Annotated in this window: 17 protein-coding genes and 1 pseudogene; 14 read left to right on the top strand and 4 right to left on the bottom strand. The window is 69.2% G+C overall.

Translation table 11 applies throughout. The annotated features are described in order from the left end of the window. The 9 genes and pseudogenes from U9977_RS14550 to U9977_RS14510 form a co-directional block, all read left to right on the top strand. Positions 1–304: pseudogene (locus tag U9977_RS14550) on the top strand (hypothetical protein); the annotation flags it as partial. A 20-nt stretch (positions 305–324) separates the two neighbouring features. Then, positions 325–1242: a TlyA family RNA methyltransferase gene (locus U9977_RS14545; protein ID WP_322749785.1), complete on the top strand. Its 918-nt coding sequence runs from the start codon at positions 325–327 to the stop codon at positions 1240–1242. After that, positions 1239–2126, top strand: coding sequence for an NAD kinase (locus U9977_RS14540; RefSeq protein ID WP_322749784.1), 888 nt, complete (start codon positions 1239–1241; stop codon positions 2124–2126). The genes U9977_RS14545 and U9977_RS14540 overlap by 4 nt, the downstream gene beginning before the upstream one ends. Positions 2127–2183: 57 nt before the next feature. After that, positions 2184–3941 (top strand): DNA repair protein RecN, encoded by a 1758-nt coding sequence (gene recN, locus U9977_RS14535; RefSeq protein ID WP_322749783.1) that lies wholly within the window; start codon positions 2184–2186, stop codon positions 3939–3941. A gap of 131 nt (positions 3942–4072) precedes the next feature. Then, positions 4073–4696, top strand: a complete 624-nt coding sequence (locus U9977_RS14530; RefSeq protein WP_322749782.1) for an ATP-binding protein — start codon at positions 4073–4075, stop codon at positions 4694–4696. Positions 4697–6038: 1342 nt separating this feature from the next. Further along, entirely contained in the window at positions 6039–6299 is a 261-nt protein-coding gene (locus U9977_RS14525) for a hypothetical protein (RefSeq protein ID WP_322749781.1), read from the top strand. Then, on the top strand, positions 6281–6724 hold the full coding sequence (locus tag U9977_RS14520; protein WP_322749780.1) for a PIN domain-containing protein: 444 nt from the start codon (positions 6281–6283) through the stop codon (positions 6722–6724). Before U9977_RS14525 ends, U9977_RS14520 begins: the two co-directional genes overlap by 19 nt. Positions 6725–6896: 172 nt before the next feature. After that, positions 6897–8678, top strand: coding sequence for a CTP synthase (locus U9977_RS14515; RefSeq protein WP_322749779.1), 1782 nt, complete (start codon positions 6897–6899; stop codon positions 8676–8678). 59 nt (positions 8679–8737) lie between these two features. Further along, positions 8738–9370 (top strand): NUDIX hydrolase, encoded by a 633-nt coding sequence (locus U9977_RS14510; protein WP_322749788.1) that lies wholly within the window; start codon positions 8738–8740, stop codon positions 9368–9370. Between the two features lie 8 nt (positions 9371–9378). On the opposite strand, the gene U9977_RS14505 is transcribed toward U9977_RS14510, so the two are convergent. Next, positions 9379–10197 carry a PKD domain-containing protein gene (locus tag U9977_RS14505; protein ID WP_322749778.1) on the bottom strand — a complete coding sequence of 273 codons (819 nt, stop codon included), beginning with the start codon at positions 10195–10197 and terminating at the stop codon, positions 9379–9381. 110 nt (positions 10198–10307) lie between these two features. Further along, positions 10308–10940: a hypothetical protein gene (locus U9977_RS14500; RefSeq protein ID WP_322749777.1), complete on the bottom strand. Its 633-nt coding sequence runs from the start codon at positions 10938–10940 to the stop codon at positions 10308–10310. 248 nt (positions 10941–11188) lie between these two features. Here U9977_RS14500 and U9977_RS14495 point away from each other — a divergent pair, with 248 nt between their 5' ends. Beyond that, positions 11189–12154: a tyrosine recombinase gene (locus U9977_RS14495; protein WP_322749776.1), complete on the top strand. Its 966-nt coding sequence runs from the start codon at positions 11189–11191 to the stop codon at positions 12152–12154. Positions 12155–12262: 108 nt separating this feature from the next. Here the strand turns inward: U9977_RS14495 and U9977_RS14490 are convergent, their stop codons facing one another. Next, a complete protein-coding gene (locus U9977_RS14490; RefSeq protein WP_131747529.1) occupies positions 12263–12481 on the bottom strand; it encodes a hypothetical protein in 219 nt (72 codons plus the stop codon). 151 nt (positions 12482–12632) lie between these two features. Here U9977_RS14490 and U9977_RS14485 point away from each other — a divergent pair, with 151 nt between their 5' ends. The 3 genes from U9977_RS14485 to U9977_RS14475 all read left to right on the top strand — a co-directional run bounded on the left by U9977_RS14485 (position 12633) and on the right by U9977_RS14475 (position 14658). Further along, the gene (locus tag U9977_RS14485; RefSeq protein ID WP_322749775.1) at positions 12633–12776 is read left to right on the top strand and encodes a hypothetical protein; all 144 of its coding nucleotides are present in this window, start codon (positions 12633–12635) and stop codon (positions 12774–12776) included. 272 nt (positions 12777–13048) lie between these two features. Then, entirely contained in the window at positions 13049–13729 is a 681-nt protein-coding gene (gene npdG / locus U9977_RS14480) for an NADPH-dependent F420 reductase (RefSeq protein ID WP_322749774.1), read from the top strand. Positions 13730–13872: 143 nt separating this feature from the next. Continuing rightward, positions 13873–14658: a helical backbone metal receptor gene (locus U9977_RS14475; protein WP_322749787.1), complete on the top strand. Its 786-nt coding sequence runs from the start codon at positions 13873–13875 to the stop codon at positions 14656–14658. A 72-nt stretch (positions 14659–14730) separates the two neighbouring features. Here the strand turns inward: U9977_RS14475 and panB are convergent, their stop codons facing one another. Then, positions 14731–15675, bottom strand: coding sequence for a 3-methyl-2-oxobutanoate hydroxymethyltransferase (panB, locus tag U9977_RS14470; protein WP_322749773.1), 945 nt, complete (start codon positions 15673–15675; stop codon positions 14731–14733). Between the two features lie 467 nt (positions 15676–16142). On the opposite strand from panB, the gene U9977_RS14465 reads away from it, so the two are divergent. Beyond that, positions 16143–16868, top strand: coding sequence for a TetR/AcrR family transcriptional regulator (locus U9977_RS14465; RefSeq protein WP_322749786.1), 726 nt, complete (start codon positions 16143–16145; stop codon positions 16866–16868). Positions 16869–17496 lie beyond the last annotated feature (628 nt).

The following is a 17496-nucleotide window of genomic DNA, read 5'->3' as shown; positions in this document are numbered from 1 at the left end:
TCCTGGTTGGGACGACAGCGGCGTACCGCGGGGTGACGGCCCTGCCGGCGCTGTCACGGAAGAGGAACACCTCATGACCGTTGACGTCCCGGACGACGTCCGTGGCGCGCTCGCGCGGGTGGACCGGCTGCCCGCGCTGCCCGTGTCAGCGCACGTCGCCGTCTTCGAGGAGGTCCACCGCCTCCTTGACGGTGTGCTCGCGGATCTTGACGGGCTCACGGCCACCCCACCGATTCCGGTCACCCCGCCAGGTCCGGTCACCCCGTCGCGGCCGGCCGACGCGCCCGGCCGGCCGCGGGCGTGACCGGCACGAAGCGCGCTGTCGTGGTCCGCAGGACGCGGCTGGACCGTGAACTCGTTCGGCGAGGCATGGTTCGCTCCCGCGAGCAGGCCAGCGAAGCGATCGCCGGCGGACGGGTCCGGGTCAGCGGACGTCCGGCGACCAAGCCCGCGACGGTCGTGGATGACACCACCCCCATTGCGATCATTACCGGGGACGACCCCGGGTACGCGTCGCGCGGCGCCCACAAACTGCTGGCGGCACTGTCGACCTTCGCCGGGAGCCAGCCACCGCTGCGGGTGAGCGGACGCCGGTGTCTGGACGCCGGGGCGTCCACCGGCGGTTTCACCGACGTGCTGCTGCGCCACGACGCCGGTGAGGTCGTCGCGGTGGACGTCGGCTACGGCCAGCTGGCGTGGCAGCTGCGGACCGATCCACGGGTCGCGGTGCTGGAGCGCACCAACGTCCGCTATCTCACCGCCGACCAGATCGGCGGGCCGGTCGACCTGGTGGTGGCCGATCTGTCGTTCATCTCCCTGCGGCTGGTGCTGCCCGCCCTGCGGGCGTGTGCCCGGCCGGCGGCGGATTTCGTCGTCCTGGTCAAGCCGCAGTTCGAGGTGGGGCGCGACGGGCTCGGGCCGGGTGGGGTCGTGCGGGACGTGGCCCTGCACGCATCGGCGGTGCGGGAGGTGGCCGCGGCCGGGGCCCGGCTCTCCCTCGGCGTTCGCGGGGTTGTCGCGAGTCCGCTGCCTGGCCCCGCGGGCAACGTCGAGTACCTGCTGTGGCTTGCCGGGGGTGCGCCGTGCATGGCCGAGCCGCGGCTCGCCGAAGCGGTCGCCGCCGCGGTCGCCGCTGGTCCAGCTGGTCCAGCCGGTCCCGCCGGCGTACCTGACAGTGGCGGCCGGTCGAACATCTCCAGCCAGTCGGATATCTCCGGCCAGTCGGGAGAGGTCCGCGGATGAGCCGGGAAGTCCTGGTCGTGACCCATCCCCGCCGTTCGGTGGTGCGCGAGGTCGCCCAGCGCGTCCTGGACCAGTTCGTCGCCGCCGGAGTTGCGCCGCGGGTGCTGCGGGACGAGGCCGACCTGCTCGACCTGCGCTGTGACAACGTCGTCCCACCGGATGAGGCCGCGGCACTCGGGGTCGAGCTGGTGTTCGTCCTCGGCGGGGACGGCAGCCTGCTGCGCGGCGCGGAGCTTGCCCGCAACGCCGATGCCCCGCTGCTCGGCGTCAACCTCGGCCATGTCGGCTTTCTCGCCGAGGCCGAACCGGACGCGCTGGAGTCCACGATCGACCACGTCATCCGCAAGGACTACCAGGTCGAGGAGCGGATGACCGTCGACGTGACAGTCCGCCACCGAGGTGAGTTGACCTACCGTGGCTGGGCTCTCAACGAGGTGTCGCTGGAGAAGGTCGACCGTTCCCGGATGCTGGAGTGCGTCGTCGAGGTCGACAACCGTCCACTGTCGCGCTGGGGCTGTGACGGCATGATCTGTTCAACCCCGACCGGATCGACGGCGTACGCGTTCTCCGTCGGCGGCCCGGTCATGTGGCCGGGTGTCGAGGCCCTGCTGGTCGCGCCGATCAGCGCCCACGCCCTGTTCGCCCGGCCCCTGGTACTGGCTCCCACATCGTCGGTCGCCATCGAGGTGCTGCCCTCGACCCCGGCCGTGCTGTCCTGCGACGGGCGGCGCTCGGTGGAGGTCGCCGAGCACTCCCTGGTCGAGGTGACGCGCGGACGCCGTCCGGTGCGGCTCGCCGTGGTGCACCCGCGGCCGTTCACCGACCGGCTGGTCGCCAAGTTCGACCTGCCGGTGACGGGTTGGCGGGGTCGGACGGGCCGCTGACCGGCAAAAGGCGGTGCGCCCGCCAACGCGGGCGGGACGCGCCATAGAGTCACGTCTGTGCTCGAGGAAATTCGCATTCGCGGCCTCGGGGTCATCGACGACGCCGTGCTCGAGCTTGCGCCTGGTCTCACCGTGGTCAGCGGCGAGACCGGCGCCGGCAAGACCATGATTGTCCAGGGGCTCGGGCTTCTCACCGGCGGGCGTGCGGACGCCGGCTTGGTGCGTCCCGGCGTTGGTCGGGCCTTCGTCGACGGACGGCTGGTCACTCCGGCTGACGGCCCGGTGGCCGAACGTGTCCGGGATGCGGGCGGCCAGTGCGATGACGACGGTCTGCTCATCGGGCGGACCGTGACCGCGGAGGGTCGCTCCCGTGCACACGTCGGCGGCCGGTCGGTCCCGGTCAGCCTCCTCGCCGAGATCACCGACGGGTTGATCGCGGTGCACGGCCAATCCGACCAGCAACGGCTGTTGCGGGCCGGTGAGCAGCGCAGCGCCCTCGACCGGTTCGCGGGCGTCGCGGTCGCGCGGCCGCTGGCGGCCTACACGGTCGCCCATGCGCGGCTGCGCACGGTCTCCGCCCAGCTCGTCGAGATCACCGAACGGGCCCGGGAACGCTCGGTGGAGGCGGAGCTTCTGCGTAGCGGGCTGGCCGAGATCGAACGGGTGGATCCCCATCCCGGTGAGGACACGGCGCTGGACACCGAGCTGCGCCGGTTGGACCACGCCGAGACGTTGGTGCAGGCCGCCAGCAGCGCCCACGCGGTGCTGGTGAGCGACCCCGCGGTCGGCGACGGCGCGCCCGGTGCCGCCGATCTGCTGGGCACCGCCAATCGGATGGTCGCCGTGCAGGCGTCCCTCGACCCGGACCTGTCCGCTCTGTCCGACCGCCTGCACGAGGTCGGGATGCTGCTCGCCGACGTCGCCGCGGACCTCGCCTCCTACGCGGCCGGCATCGAGTCCGACCCCGGCCGGCTTGCCGTCGCACAGTCGCGCAAGGCAGCTCTGGCAGGACTCGCCCGCGTGCACGGCACGGACCTGGCCGGGGTGCTGGCGTGGGCCGAGAAGGCCGGGCGCCGCCTGCTTGAGCTCGACTCGGACGCGGACCGGTCCGGGGCGCTGACATCCGAACGCGACGCCTTGGTGGCTGATCTCGGCGAGCGTGCCACCGAGATCAGCCAGGCGCGCCGGGCCGCCGCCGACCGGTTCGCCGCGGCGGTGGCCGCCGAGCTCGCGGGCCTGGCGATGCCGAGAGCGCGGGTCGAGGCGGTCGTCTCCCAACGCGCCGACCCCGCAGGGATACCCGTGGACGGCCGGCTGCTCGCCTACGGGCCGGCCGGGGTCGACGAAGTGGAGCTGCGCCTGGTGCCGCACCCCGGGGCACCGGCCCGCCCGGTGCACAAGGGGGCGTCCGGCGGCGAGCTGTCACGGATCATGCTCGCCATCGAGGTTGTGCTGGCCGCCGCGGACACGACGACGACCATGGTCTTCGACGAGGTGGACGCGGGCGTCGGCGGGCGGGCCGCGGTCGAGGTCGGCCGGCGCCTGGCCCGGCTCGCCCGGACCCATCAGGTGATCTGCATCACGCATCTACCGCAGGTCGCGGCCTTCGCCGACCGGCATCTGGTGGTGCGCAAGGCCGATGACGGTTCGGTGACCCGCAGCGGTGTGTTGACCCTCGACGATTCCGGCCGGGTGCGGGAACTGTCCCGGATGCTCGCGGGCGTTGAGGAGAGCGCCCTGGCCCGCGGGCACGCCGAGGAACTGCTCGCGAACGCCGCCGCCGACAAGAAGGCCGCCGCCGACACGGCGCTCTAACCCGGGAATCCGATCTCACCGCATCTCCCGCTCGGGCATGTGTATCCCCTGCCCGGCACGGCAGCGGGCATCGCGTCCGCTGACCGTCGCGTCCGCGCCATCGTGGCGGGTCACGCCGCCGCCAGCGAACTATGGGATCGAAGTGGGTCCACGACCGCACCGCCTACCCACTTCTCGCTTTCCGCGAGCTGATCGCCAACGCCTTGGTCCACCGCGATCTCGATCACTGGTCCATCGGTCTGGCTATTGAGGTCCGACTACGCCGAGACCGTCTCGTCGTCTCAAACCCCGGCGGGCTCTACGGCATCACCGTCGACCGGCTCGGGCGGGACGTGGTGACATCCGCACGCAACGCCCGACTCGTCGCCATCTGCCAACATGTCCGCTCCCCGCAGACCGGCGCCCGGGTCATCGAGGCCCTTGCCGGCGGCATCCCGATCATCACAGAAGCGCTCGCCGACTACCACCTACCCCCGGCCCACTACATCGACAGCGGCATCCGCTTCACCGTCGTCCTGCACCAGCCCACAACAACCACCACCGCCACCGAGCCCCGGTTGAACGGCACCGAGCTGCGGATCTACCACGCACTCGCAGACGGAGCGCGGACCGTCGCCGACCTCGAACAAGATCTTAATCTGGCTGGTCCCAACATCCGGAAAGTGCTTCGTGGTCTGCGCGCCCGGGGACTGGTGACCCAGCACGGCGGCAGGGGACGGCCCACCACCTACCAGCGGGCCAGCGAGTACCGGTAGTTTGTTGGATCAAGGTGGTAGGTAGAGGTGTAAGCCGTGACCGGCGGGTTGCGCAAGTCCAGCTGGCCGCGAACTGGACCGGTGCGGTCGGTGCACGTCATGTTCGGTGGTCAGGTGGCCTGGATCCTGCCGCTCGGCGGCACGGCGAAGTGAAGGTGGCGGCTGGAGAATCATGGCCATCCGCTCTTTCGGTCAGCTCTTCAGCACGACGGGGTGCGACGTTGCGACCCGAGTCAGCCGGTGAGATGACGCTGTCGTGGGAATGGATCGAGGGCTCACGGAAGCACGCCGTGTACTTACACGGACACGTAGTGTCGTCTACTCTGAAGTCGTGGTTTGGAACAAGCGGGGAGATACCGGCGGCGGAGCGTCGTCGGGCAGTGGTGGCACGAAGCGGGGTGGGAAGGACTACACCTCGTCTCGTTTCGTCGACCGCGGCACGATGACCTGTCTGCGCTGTAACGGCCGGGGCACGGTCGCAAGCCGATGACTACCGAGCGGGCGGGCGAACCCGAGCAAATGGTCACAGCGGTCCGGGTGCAGTGCAAGGAGTGCCGACGGGCGGGCGGTGCCGCACGTGCCCGTGCGAGAAGTAGCGGCGGCGGAAAAGGTGATCTTCCTGGTGCGGTGGTCGATCGCTGCCCGCGCTACGAGACGATGTGGGCTCCTGGTTATGGTCCCGACGGTGAGCCTCTGCCGGACTCGGGATGGTCTGACTGGACGCCGCCAGTTTGATCCCGTTTGACCCCGTTCGAGTCCGCAGCGGTCGCGTACCCGCCCGGCCCGCCCGGCCCGCCCGGCCCGCACGGCCCGCACGGCCCGCACGGCCTGCTGACGTAATCGTGCCCATCGCTTCCCGCCCAGTCAGGCCGGTGCGGTGACGGCCAGCCCATCCGGGTTTGCGGCGTCAGGCAGGTGTCCGGGACTCGGAGTGGTAGGTAGGAACGGTCATTATCACAACCGAAGCCACCTACCCCCACATGCGTGCGCAGGCGATGGGTAGGTGGAAATCGTCATTATCACAGCTAAAACCACCTACCCCTCGTGCTGCGCTGACATCGGTGACCTGCGCGCGACCGGATTGCCGCCGCTCGCGGCGCTGCCCGGTCGGCCCGCCGCACCTACGGTGGCCGGCAGCTCCACGGGCGGCGGACTGGGCAGTCACACCATGGCCGCAGATCGTTTCGGGTGCCGCCGGTCGACACCAGCAACCTCCGGTGGCTCCCTCCTCCGCCTCGCGATCTACGCGCCCCGGCCCCGATCCTTGATTCACGCCTCTATTGCCGGGCGCTCTTAGTGAGTTGACCTTGCGATTGCCACTGGAAGTAGCAATAATGACGGCATGGCCGTTACCTCTGCTGCAGAGCCGCCCTTCACCGGGCGTGCGGTCAAACGCAGCACGTCCTTCCCGGAAGACCTCATCCGTGAGGTCGAGGCGCGTACCGGGCCGCGTGGGTTCTCCGCCGCGGCCACCGAGGCGCTCGCGCACTGGGTCCACATGCGGCAGCTGCAGGAGATCGTCGAGGACTACGAGCACGAGCATGGCCCCCTTGACGTCGACGGGGTGCGGGAGGCTCTGGCCGAATGGCCCGACGCCGACTGAGCACTCCCGGCGGCGGCACCCTGGTGCTGGACTCACAGGGGCTCTCGCTTCTCGCCGACAGGGATGCCGCCGTGGTGCGCCGGGTCGAAGCCGCACGGCTTCGTGGTGCGGTGGTGATCGCATCCACGCTGACGCTGGTGGAGGTGCGGCGGCCCGATGGTCCACGGCGCGAAGCACTGGCATGGGCTGTACCCCATATCCGGATCGTCGCGGTGACCGAGGACATCGCCAAGCGCGCCGCGGCACTCCTCGACGAGACCGGGCTCGACGGCCACCGCTACGCCGTCGATGCAGTCGTGGCCGCGACGGCGCTGGAGCAGCCGCGGCCCGTGCTGGTGCTGACGTCCGATCCCGAGGACCTCGCGGTGCTCACCACCGAGCCGGGCGTGCCACCCCAACGGCGGGTCAAGCCGGTCAAGGTCTGAGCCGGTCAAGGTCTGAGCCCGTCAAGGTCTGAGCCCGTCACGGTCTGAGCCTGGCCGGTGCCGGCATCGGTGACCTGCGCGTGAGCAGGCCGTGGGCAGGGGTGTTACCGTGAAATCCCGTGGACCGGCCAGGTACGGATCCGGCCGGCGATACCCACGGAAGGGTCTCAGCGTGGCGCAGGCGCACGTGACCAAGCACATTTTTGTGACCGGAGGTGTGGCCTCCAGTCTCGGCAAGGGGCTCACCGCATCCAGCCTCGGTCGTCTCCTGAAGGCACGTGGCCTACGGGTCACCATGCAGAAGCTTGATCCCTACCTCAACGTCGACCCCGGCACGATGAACCCGTTCCAGCACGGGGAGGTCTTTGTCACCGATGACGGTGCCGAGACAGACCTCGACATCGGCCACTACGAACGGTTCCTGGACGTCGACCTCGACGGCAGCGCGAACGTCACCACCGGCCAGGTTTACTCGGAGGTGATCGCCCGAGAACGCCGGGGCGACTATCTCGGGCAGACGGTGCAGGTCATACCGCACATCACCGACGAGATCAAGGGCCGGATCCGCAGGCTCGCCACCGACGAGGTGGACGTGGTCATCACCGAGGTGGGCGGGACGGTCGGCGACATCGAGTCCCTGCCCTACCTCGAGGCGATCCGGCAGGTCCGCCACGAGGTAGGGCGTGACAACGTCCTGACCGTGCACGTGAGCCTGGTGCCGTACCTGGCTCCCTCCGGCGAGCTCAAGACCAAGCCGACGCAGCACTCGGTGGCGGCACTGCGCAGTATCGGCCTTCAGCCGGATGCGGTGGTCGCCCGGTCTGACCGCCCGCTGCCGGACGCACTCAAGAACAAGATCGCGTTGATGTGCGATGTGGACGACGAGGCCGTGGTCGGTGCGCCGGATGCGGTATCGATCTACGACATTCCGAAGGTGCTGCACCGCGAGGGGCTCGACGCCTATGCGGTCCGCCGCCTGGGCCTGCCCTTTCGCGACGTCGACTGGACCGAGTGGGACACCCTGCTGCGCCGGGTTCACTGCCCGGCCAAGATGGTCACCGTCGCGATCGTCGGCAAGTACGTCGACCTGCCGGACGCCTACCTGTCGGTGACCGAAGCGTTGCGCGCGGGTGGCTTCGCGGTGAACGCCCGGGTGGAGATCCGCTGGGTGCCCTCGGATTCCTGCTCGTCGGTGGAGACCACCGCATCCGCATTGGATGGCGTCGACGGCGTGCTCGTGCCGGGTGGTTTCGGCATCCGCGGCATCGAGGGGAAGATCGAGGCGCTGCGTCACGCGCGGATGAACGCGATCCCGGCGTTGGGGTTGTGCCTGGGCCTGCAGTGCATGGTGATCGAGGCGGCCCGCAACATGGCCGGGCTGGTGGGGGCGAACTCGACCGAGTTCGACGCGGACACCCCGCATCCGGTGATCTCCACCATGGCCGACCAGCGGGCGGTGGTCGCCGGTGAGCGGGATATGGGCGGCACCATGCGTCTGGGCCGCTACCCGTGCGTGTTGGTTCCGGGGACGGTGGCCCGGCGGGTGTACGGGGTCGCCGAGGTCGGTGAGCGTCACCGGCACCGCTATGAGGTCAACAACGACTACCGGGACCGGCTCACCGCCGCCGGCCTGGTGATCTCGGGGACCTCGCCGGACGGTCGGCTCGTCGAGGTCGTCGAGCTCACGACCGGGAACAATCCGTTCTACGTGGGCACCCAGGCGCACCCGGAGTTTCGATCCCGACCGACCCGGGCCCACCCGCTGTTCCGGGCGTTGGCCGCGGCGGCGGTGACCCATGCCGAACAGCGCACCGGAATGCTACCGGTCGAGGTTCCGGCCGACATCGCGGACCGCGACACTGCAAACCGCGACACTGCAAACCACGAGATCGGCCCACTGGACGGACGCGGACCGTCTAGAGGCTGCGACGGAGAGGAACTGGTGTCGTCGTGAGCGGGTATCCAGGCGGGGTGGCTGCGAGCGAGCCCGCGGCGAACACCGTCGATCATGCGGTGGCCTTCAGCTCCGAGACCGGGCATCGCTATGAGGTCGTTGACAGCGACATCGCCTTCACCGGACGGATCATCTCGGTCCGCCGGGATGCGGTGCGGATGCCCGATGGCGGGGTGTCCCAGCGCGATGTCGTCGTGCACCCGGGTGCGGTCGGAGTGGTGGCGCTCGACGAGGCCGACCGGGTGGTGATGGTGTACCAGTACCGTCATCCGGTCCGTCGACCGCTGTGGGAGCTGCCCGCCGGCATCCTGGACGTACCCGGCGAGCCGCCGGTCGAGGCGGCGGCACGCGAACTCGCCGAAGAGGCGAACCTCACGGCCGGGCGTTGGGATCTGCTGGTCGACGTGCTCGCGTCACCCGGCATGACCAACGAGGCGTACCGGGTCTTCCTCGCTCGCGAGCTCGCGGCGGTTCCCGTGGCGGACCAGCATGTCCGCGTCCACGAGGAGGCGGACATGCAGATCGCGCGGGTGGATCTCGACAGTGCCGTCGGCCGGGTCATGGACGGCTCGATCACCAACGCCATGGCCGTTGTCGGTCTGTTGGCGGTGGCGACCGCCCGCCTGGACGGGTTCACCCGGCTACGCCCGGTGGATGCGCCGTGGGAGGACCGTCCCCGTCCCGTCGGTTGACCGTCGGGTCAGCGGTTGCCGGTGAGGACGCCGCTGGCCTCGTCCACGACGACGGCTGCGTTCGCCGTCAGCGTCACCGGGGCGAGGGGGAACGCCTGGCCGACACCGGGTACGGCGAACGTCCCCTGCCAGGTGACCGTGAGCGTGACGGTGTAGGTCCCGGGTTTGGCGTAGGCGTGCGCGACATAGGCGTCCGGGTGGTCCTTGGGCGAGATCGCCGGGTCGAACGGGCGGCCGGGTGCATCGGGGCCGACGGTGCTGTCGCCGAAGTCCCACCGGTAGTGCGGCACCGCCCTGATGGTGGCCAACACCGGTTGGTCGACGTTGAACGTGAAGCTCGGCGGGACCGGCGTATAGAGCACGGTGGGCAGGTTGGCGAAACTTCGCCCGTTGGGCTGGACGACCAGCGTGGGTTTGGGCAGGGCCTGTTCTCGCAGGTAGTTGACAAGGGACGCCTGTACCTGCGCGAGCGTGGGAGCGGCGGCAATGGCCTTCGGGTCGCACAGCGCGTTGGTGTCCGCGGCGGCCTCCGGAAAGGCGGCCCAGAGCAGTTGCTCGAAGCCGGTCGTCTCCGGGCCGACATTGCAGAAGTCGAGGCGGACAGGGCAGTCCGCGCAGGCGTCCACTGTTCTGGCGGTTGCGGTGGTCGCGGGTACCTTGTGCAGCCGTCCACCACTGAAGGTGTAGGCATAGCCGTTGTCGGTGGCGCGGGTATCGCAGTAGCCCCACACGGCCGTGCACAGGGAGCCCGGTTGTGAGCCTGGTTCCGCATGGGCCGCGGATGCCGTCGGCAGCACGATGGCGGCGACCAGCCAGACGACCGCCATCAGTCGCCTTACAGTGCCGGCACCGCCGGCCGGTCCGCCGCGCCTGCGGCCGCCTGGAACGTGGTGGCCTGGATTGGGGTGACACCGTGTGTGGCGATCCGGATGTGCCGTCATGACGGTCCCCTGGAGTACAGGACGTTCTCGATGCGCCAGCCCGCGGCGGTCAGCCAGAGCATGGCCGTCGCGGCGCGCGGTGGTTGCGCTGGATAGGTCTTGATCACATTACCGGTCGTGTCCAGCAGCCGAACCGCTCTGATGGCCACGGTCATCTGCGCGGTGATCGCCTTCTCGCCACTCGGGCCCAAGGTCAGCGGGCTGACGGCGAGCGGACCGACGTCGGTGTGTCCGCCCTGACTGTGGAAGTTCTGGGTGACCCCGATGTCGAGCGCACAGGTCTGACATCCGGGCATCGCCGTCGCGCTCACGTCTGCCACGCGTCCCTCCAGACTGGCCTTGTTGATCTCCTCGAAGTATGCGTTGACCGTGGTCAGCGCCATGTGCAAGAGGTCAGGGCTGCCCGATGCGGACGGCGTCGCGGCGGGCGTCGCGGCGAGCGTCGCGAGGTCGGTCCGGTCGCCCGATGGTGATGCGCTGCGCACCCCGGCCGAGTCCAGCGCCTGCACCTTGGGCGGAGCGGAGGCGCCGGTTGCGGCCCCACCGCCGCCACAGCCGGTACCCATCAGGATGAGGGCGGTGGTCGGCAGGAGCCAGACGAATCGTAACTGTCTGCTTTCTGTCCGCACCATTGGAAGGATAGCCTCAAATCGTCATCGATGGGGACAGGATCCGCAAAAATTGCCAAATCGCATGTCGTCCGACCCGGGCGCGGGCGATCGGCGCGATATCGGTGGATGTTGTCAGCCGTGCACCTACACTCACCTCGATGGCGAGCGCAGACATACCGGATGGTTGCACGGCCGGCGATTCTGCTGTACATGGCGGCGCTGCTGGCCGTGTCGGCACGGCCGCTCCCGACGCCGTCGGTGTGCCGATGAGCACGTCGGGGGTGCCCGGGGCCATGGTGGAGCGCTTCCTGGACCATCTGGAAGGTGAGCGCGGGCTCGCCCGCAACTCCGTCCTCGCCTATCGGCGTGATCTTCGTCGGTACCTGGAACATCTGAGCGTCCGCCAGGTCCGGTCGTTGGACGACGTCGACGAGGCCGAGGTGGCGGAGTTCGCGGCCACGCTGCGCGAAGGTGCGCAGGGACACCCGCCACTCGCGGCGTCGTCAGTGGCACGGATGCTCGTCGCGGTCCGGTCGCTGCACCGTTTTGCGGTCCAGGAAGGCGAGGTCACCTGCGACGTGTCCCAACCGGTGCGCCCGCCGACCCCGCCGCGCCGGCTGCCCAGAGCGCTCACGGTGGACCAGGTGGTGGCAGTGCTCGCCGCGGCGTCCGGCCCGGCCGGCGGCGACCCGGTGGAGGGGAGCCGACGGCTGCGGGCTGTCGCGTTGCTGGAACTGCTGTACGGCACGGGTGCGCGGATATCGGAAGCAGTGGGTCTCGACGTCGACGACCTCGACCTGGACGGGGCGTCCGTGCGCCTTGAGGGCAAGGGCGGCCGGGCCAGGGTCGTCCCGCTCGGCCGGTACGCCCAAGACGCCCTGTCGGCCTACCTGACCCGGGCCCGCCCGGTCCTGGCGAGCAGGCGGGCTTCCCCGGCGGTGTTCCTGTCTCGCCGCGGAACCCGCCTGTCGCGGCAGAGCGCCTGGACGGCACTACGGGCGGCGGCGCTCACGGCCGGGGTGGACGGCGTGTCACCGCATGTGCTGCGCCATTCTTTCGCGACGCACCTGCTCGATGGCGGAGCGGACGTCAGGGTTGTGCAGGAGCTGCTGGGTCACGCCTCGGTCAGTACCACCCAGATCTACACCTTGGTCACGGTGGACAGACTGCGTGAGGTGTATGCGACCTCGCATCCGCGGGCGCTCAGTAGCGAACGGCCGCGGCGGGGTTGATCGCGCGCCCGGAGGCCGTGGCCCCCGGGTCGCCAGCGGGCCAAAGGGCGCGCGACGATCGTCAGATCGCGCGCCCGGAGGCCGTAGTCCCTGGAGCACCGACCGACGTCAGGACGGGGTGTAGGGCCCCAGGCTCGGCATGCCGTTGGATGGCGCGGGCGCGGGCACGCCGCCAACCCCACCCACGTTCTGTGTGCTGCGTTCGGCGAGCGTCTCACCGACCTTGCGTGCGATCGCCTCCATCAGGCGCAGTGCCTGCGGCAGCGACAGGTTGAGCACCACTTCGCTGTCGTTCGTCATCGCGAAGCGAACCGATACGTCCGCCATTGCTCGACCTCTCCCGCCTGACTCCGTGGATCTCGCCGCTGTTCGTGGAATGGAACGGTACGACCCGTCATCGAACGACGCGCGCCCGGGGTTCCCCAGCACGCCATGGATATCACGCAATGTTATATCCGGTTCGCGAAGGGTCGCGGTCATGGGGCTGCTTGCGTCGTTCACCTTCCGCTACTCCTCTGCCTGCTCGGGTGCCTGCTCGGGTGCCTGCTCGGTACCGCTACAGCTCCGAGACGACTCCGGCCCCGGGTCCGCCAACCTCCTACGTAATGATCAAAGTTCGTGAGGATCAAAGTTCGTAGGTGTCATGTTGTGAAGGCATAGTCCCGCATCCGCCGGTGGTTCCGATACGGGGGGTACCTGGGAGTGAATCAAGGTGTGCGGCTATCCTTGCGGTTGATTCCGCCGTGTCCATCATCCAGGACTGGCATCCGTGTCCGGCATCCGTGGCCAGCATCGTGTTGGCCTGGTGTTGAGCGGCGATCGGGTGGGTCGGCGGCGAGCACCGGTCTTATGATCACAGTGCCCCGAAAGTGGGATGTGCGGCAGGATATGGCCATGGGTTCCCCTCACGATCTTCCTGACGTCTCGCTGTTGACGGTCTCCATTCTCGGCGGTACCGGCCCGCAGGGTCGCGGCCTCGGTCGCCGTCTCGCGATCGCCGGCAACCAGGTTGTGCTGGGCTCGCGCTCGGCTGAGCGGGCACAGGAGGCCGCTGCGCAGCTGAGCGCGGCAGGTTTGCCCGTCATCGGCGCGGACAACTCCGCCGCAGCCGCCCAGGGTGACATCGTGATTGTCGCCGTGCCTTGGGAAGGTCACGGGGAACTACTGGTCAGCCTCCGCGCGGAACTCGCGGGTAAGATCGTCGTGGACTGCGTGAACCCGCTCGGTTTTGACAAAGGCGGCGCGTTCGTGCTGGCGGTCCCCGAGGGCAGCGCCGCCCAGCAGGCCGCGACGCTGCTGCCGGACAGCACCGTCGTGGCCGCTTTTCATCATGTCAGCGCGGTGCTGTTGGCCGATGAGACGGTCGACGCGCTGGACACCGACATCCTCGTGCTGGGTGATGACCGCCATGCCACCGACACCGTTGCGGCCCTTGCCGCCAGGATTCCCGGGATGCGCGGTGTGTACGCCGGCAAACTGCGTAACGCCGCCTCGGTCGAGGGCCTGACCGCGAACCTGATCTCGGTGAACAGGCGCTACAAAGCCCACGCCGGCTTGCGTGTGACCGACATCTGACCGGCTCGCCTCCGTCGGAGCCCGGCGATCATGCAGGATCGTCCAGTAGGTGCCATCCTGGAAGGTGGACTCCACCGAATCTACGGGAGCGGGCGCGCACGGTGACGGCGGACAGCCGGGATGATCCCGAACTTGATGATCTTATGCTTGTCGTGGACGTGCCCGGCCAGGTTGCCCGCGTGGTCTCGCTCGTGCCGAGCCTCACCGAGGCCATCGCGGTCACCGCGCCCGGGCTCCTGGTCGGGGCCACGGACTGGTGCGTTCGCCCGGCCGGACTCGACGTGGTGCGCGTACGTGGGACGAAGAATCCGGACCTGGCCAGGATCATCTCACTCGCGCCGGACGTCGTCTGTGCCAACGCTGAAGAGAACCGTATAGTTGATCTTGAAGGATTGCGGGCGGCCGGGATACCCGTGTGGGTGACCGCACCGACCACGGTGGACGCCGCGCTGGTGAGCCTCGATCGGATGTTGCGTCATGCCTGTGGGCTGGCTCGGCCCCGGTGGCTGGACGCCGCGCGCGCGACCTGGGCGGTCCCTTACACCGGCGAGCGGCGGACTGCTCTGATTCCGGTGTGGCGACGACCCTGGATGGCGGTGGGGCGCGACACCTTTGCCGGTGACGTCCTGCGCAGGCTCGGCGTCGACAATGTGTTGGCCGAGAATTCCGAGCGTTATCCCCGGATACGTCCAGACGACATGGGCGTAGGCGACATGGGCGTGGACGGCATGGGCGTGGACGGCATGGCTGCCTGTGAGCTCGTGGTGCTGCCCGATGAGCCGTATCCGTTCAGCCCGACGGACGGTCCGGAGGCGTTTGGGGGAATGACCGCGGTATGTGTGTCAGGGCGCCATCTGACCTGGTACGGACCATCGCTGGTGTCGGCCCGCGCGGTGCTCGGCGCCCAGCTCGCCCACCCGGTCGCCTGACCGGAACCGGTGGTGGGCGAACTGCCGTCCGGCCACCACCGGCCTGCCGTTCAATGAACTGATACCGCTCGGTCAGAGATAGCTGTGTTCGATCGTGGGGAAGGTGCCACCGCGGACCTCCGCGGTGAACCGCAGCGCCGCGTCCGCGAGCGTCGACCGCAGGTCGGCATAGCGCTTGACGAACCGGGGGCCATTGCCCTCGGTGAGCCCCGCCATGTCCTGCCAGACCAGAACCTGCGCGTCGCAGTCGGCGCCCGCGCCGATGCCGATGGTTGGGACGGTGAGTTCCTTGCTCACCCGGCAGGCGAGATCCGAGGGGACGACCTCCAGCACGATGGCGAACGCGCCGGCAGCTTCCAGCGCGAGCGCGTCGGCGAGCAACGCGTCGCCGGCGTCGCCACGTCCCTGTACCCGGTAGCCACCGAAGACGTTCACGCTCTGCGGTGTCAGCCCGAGGTGTGCCATGACCGGGATGCCGGCCGCAACCAACGCGGCGACCTGCGGCACCACCCGCGCGCCACCCTCCAGCTTGATCGCCTGGGCGCCGCCGTCCTTCAGGAAGCGCGCCGCGGTGGCCAGCGCCTGCTCCACCGATCCCTGGTAGGACCCGAACGGCAGGTCCGCGACGACCATCGCGTGGGTGCTCCCGCGCGTGACCGCCCGCACCAGCGGCAGCATCTCCTCCACGGTGACCGGAACGGTGGTGTCGTAGCCGTAGATGACGTTGGCGGCCGAGTCGCCGACGAGTAGCACGGGCACGCCCACGTCGTCGAAGATCCGAGCGGTGCTCGCGTCATAGGCGGTGAGCATCGCCCATTTCTCCCCGCGGTTCTTCGCCGCCTGCACGTCCCGGACGGTGGTCCTGCCCCGTCGTGGCCAGCTGCCACCCGGCGCGCCGGGTGGGGCCGCAGCCCCGGCCGCGTTCGATGCGGCTGAGGCGGTCGGCGCGCCGTACAGCGTTGCCGCCTCCACAGCCACCGAGGTGACCTGGGAACACACTCCTGCTGAGGTTTCCATCCGATCTCCTGTGAGTCCGTCCAGGCGCTGGCGCGTCCCGGCGTACCTACCATGCTGCCACCGTCGGCGGACGCACGCTCTGCGCGGTTCCGACCGCTTCCTGCTGATCTGGTCGCCGATCTGATCGCTGACCTGATCACCGACCTGATCGCCGACCTGATCACTGACCGCGGCGGGCGCGCGAAGTCGATCCATCCCGGTGGCTGCCTGTCAAACGGATGCGTCCGGACGCACACCACCGTAGGCTTCGATCTTGAATTATCGAGGCACGCCCTGATGGTCGGGTCAACACGGCGGACGGCGGATTCGATGAGCCATTGTGGGTACGGCGGGGCTGGACGCAGGCGGGTCCGGGCGATGCGACAGGCGATGCGAGGCGCAACGCAAGGTGCAACGCGAGGTGCCATGCGTCGCAGGGACTCCGGGCATCCCCGGGGCGGTTCGCCAGCACGGTACGCGCGGTGACGATGTCGGCCGGAAGGCCGCCCGGATCAGCGCGGTCAACGGGAACCGGTCCGACGTTCCGCCCGCCGGGGCGCCCACGGGACACCCGCTGTGATGAGGCGATTATCGACGCGACTTTACAGGCGCTCGCCGACAGCGGTTTCACCGGGCTGTCGATGGAGGCCGTCGCGGCGCGGGCCGGTGTCGGCAAGGCCACCGTCTACCGACGATGGCCGAGTAAGGATGTGCTGGTCTCGGACGCGCTGGCAACGCTGGCCAACGTGTCGGGGGGCGTCGAGACCGGATCGATACGTGACGATCTCGTCGCCTGGCTGAACACCGTGCGCAGGCACAACATCCAGACCCTGTCCGGGCGCATCATGCCCAGGCTGTTGGCGGAGAAGGAGGCGCACCCCGACCTCTTCGAGACCTACCGTGAGCGGGTCATGGCTCCGGCCCGGGAGCGGGTCGCCACTGTCCTGCGTGGCGGCATCGCCTCGGGTGAGCTGTGTCCAGACATCGACGTCGAATTGATCACTGATGTGCTGATTGGTTCTGTCGCGTACTGGCAGTACACCGGACGCTCGAGCGACGTCAGCGGTTCGCGGATCGTAGGCGTGGTCGACACCATCCTGCGGGGGATCGTCGCGCGGTCCGGCTCTGCGGCGAACGCCGCCGGCGCCGGGGTCGGCCCCACCGACAGGAGGCGACAGGATCCACCCGGTGACGTCATGTGGCCACCCCACTAGCCGGCCGATTAGAGCGCCCGGAGCATGCTGGCGAACTGGGGAGTCGCGGATGCATGGGGCCGGTCTCGCGCGGGCGGCGGTCGACCGGCCACGTTGTGCTCACCCATGCCCGCCAGGGGCATTGAGGGCTCCCGCAACCCACGTTGATAACAACGGATGAACTGTAGTTGCGGTGGATGCTGAATGGCTCGACTCTGCGACGGTTCGTATGCAATGCTCCGCAGCGTGAATCCACCTGTACCGGACATTGACGCTGCTGTCGTGTCCGGGTAGCGGCCTGGCTGTCTTCTGATCTTAACCATGGGTGCATCGCTGTGCCCATGGTGACGCGTCTTCGGTGTTCCGTTTGTGTTGGTGCTGTTTGCTGCGCGTTCATTCGGGCGTGCAGGTCACCCGCGTCTTCTTTTCGGGTTGTGCTGTTGTCCGGTGCTGTCCGCTGACGTGGGTCCGTGCAGGTTCTCGCCGTCAGATCTTTGGAGTTTATTCATGCGTGGCCGGCTTTCTGCTGCTCGTTTCCTGCGGGTGTCTCGTCGGGTGCTTCGACGGGTGTCTCGGCGGGGGTTGGCGGTCATCTCGTTCGGGTTGGTGCCCGTGCTGGTGGTGACCGCGCTGACGGTGCTGCGGATGG

The sequence above is a fragment of the Protofrankia sp. Cas8 genome (assembly GCF_963555845.1).
Taxonomy (GTDB): domain Bacteria; phylum Actinomycetota; class Actinomycetes; order Frankiales; family Frankiaceae; genus Protofrankia.
This window is presented reverse-complemented; position numbering and strand designations above follow the sequence as displayed.

Excerpts from the sequence above, each read along its gene's own strand:
- U9977_RS14540 (WP_322749784.1), top strand. The coding sequence starts at position 1,239 with ATGAGCCGGGAAGTCCTGGTCGTGACCCATCCCCGCCGTTCGGTGGTG.
- U9977_RS14530 (WP_322749782.1), top strand. The coding sequence starts at position 4,073 with ATGGGATCGAAGTGGGTCCACGACCGCACCGCCTACCCACTTCTCGCT.
- U9977_RS14525 (WP_322749781.1), top strand. The coding sequence starts at position 6,039 with ATGGCCGTTACCTCTGCTGCAGAGCCGCCCTTCACCGGGCGTGCGGTC.
- U9977_RS14520 (WP_322749780.1), top strand. The coding sequence starts at position 6,281 with ATGGCCCGACGCCGACTGAGCACTCCCGGCGGCGGCACCCTGGTGCTG.
- U9977_RS14505 (WP_322749778.1), bottom strand. The coding sequence starts at position 10,197 with ATGGCGGTCGTCTGGCTGGTCGCCGCCATCGTGCTGCCGACGGCATCC.
- U9977_RS14495 (WP_322749776.1), top strand. The coding sequence starts at position 11,189 with ATGAGCACGTCGGGGGTGCCCGGGGCCATGGTGGAGCGCTTCCTGGAC.
- U9977_RS14490 (WP_131747529.1), bottom strand. The coding sequence starts at position 12,481 with ATGGCGGACGTATCGGTTCGCTTCGCGATGACGAACGACAGCGAAGTG.
- U9977_RS14485 (WP_322749775.1), top strand. The coding sequence starts at position 12,633 with ATGGGGCTGCTTGCGTCGTTCACCTTCCGCTACTCCTCTGCCTGCTCG.
- npdG (WP_322749774.1), top strand. The coding sequence starts at position 13,049 with ATGGGTTCCCCTCACGATCTTCCTGACGTCTCGCTGTTGACGGTCTCC.
- U9977_RS14475 (WP_322749787.1), top strand. The coding sequence starts at position 13,873 with ATGCTTGTCGTGGACGTGCCCGGCCAGGTTGCCCGCGTGGTCTCGCTC.
- panB (WP_322749773.1), bottom strand. The coding sequence starts at position 15,675 with ATGGAAACCTCAGCAGGAGTGTGTTCCCAGGTCACCTCGGTGGCTGTG.
- U9977_RS14465 (WP_322749786.1), top strand. The coding sequence starts at position 16,143 with ATGTCGGCCGGAAGGCCGCCCGGATCAGCGCGGTCAACGGGAACCGGT.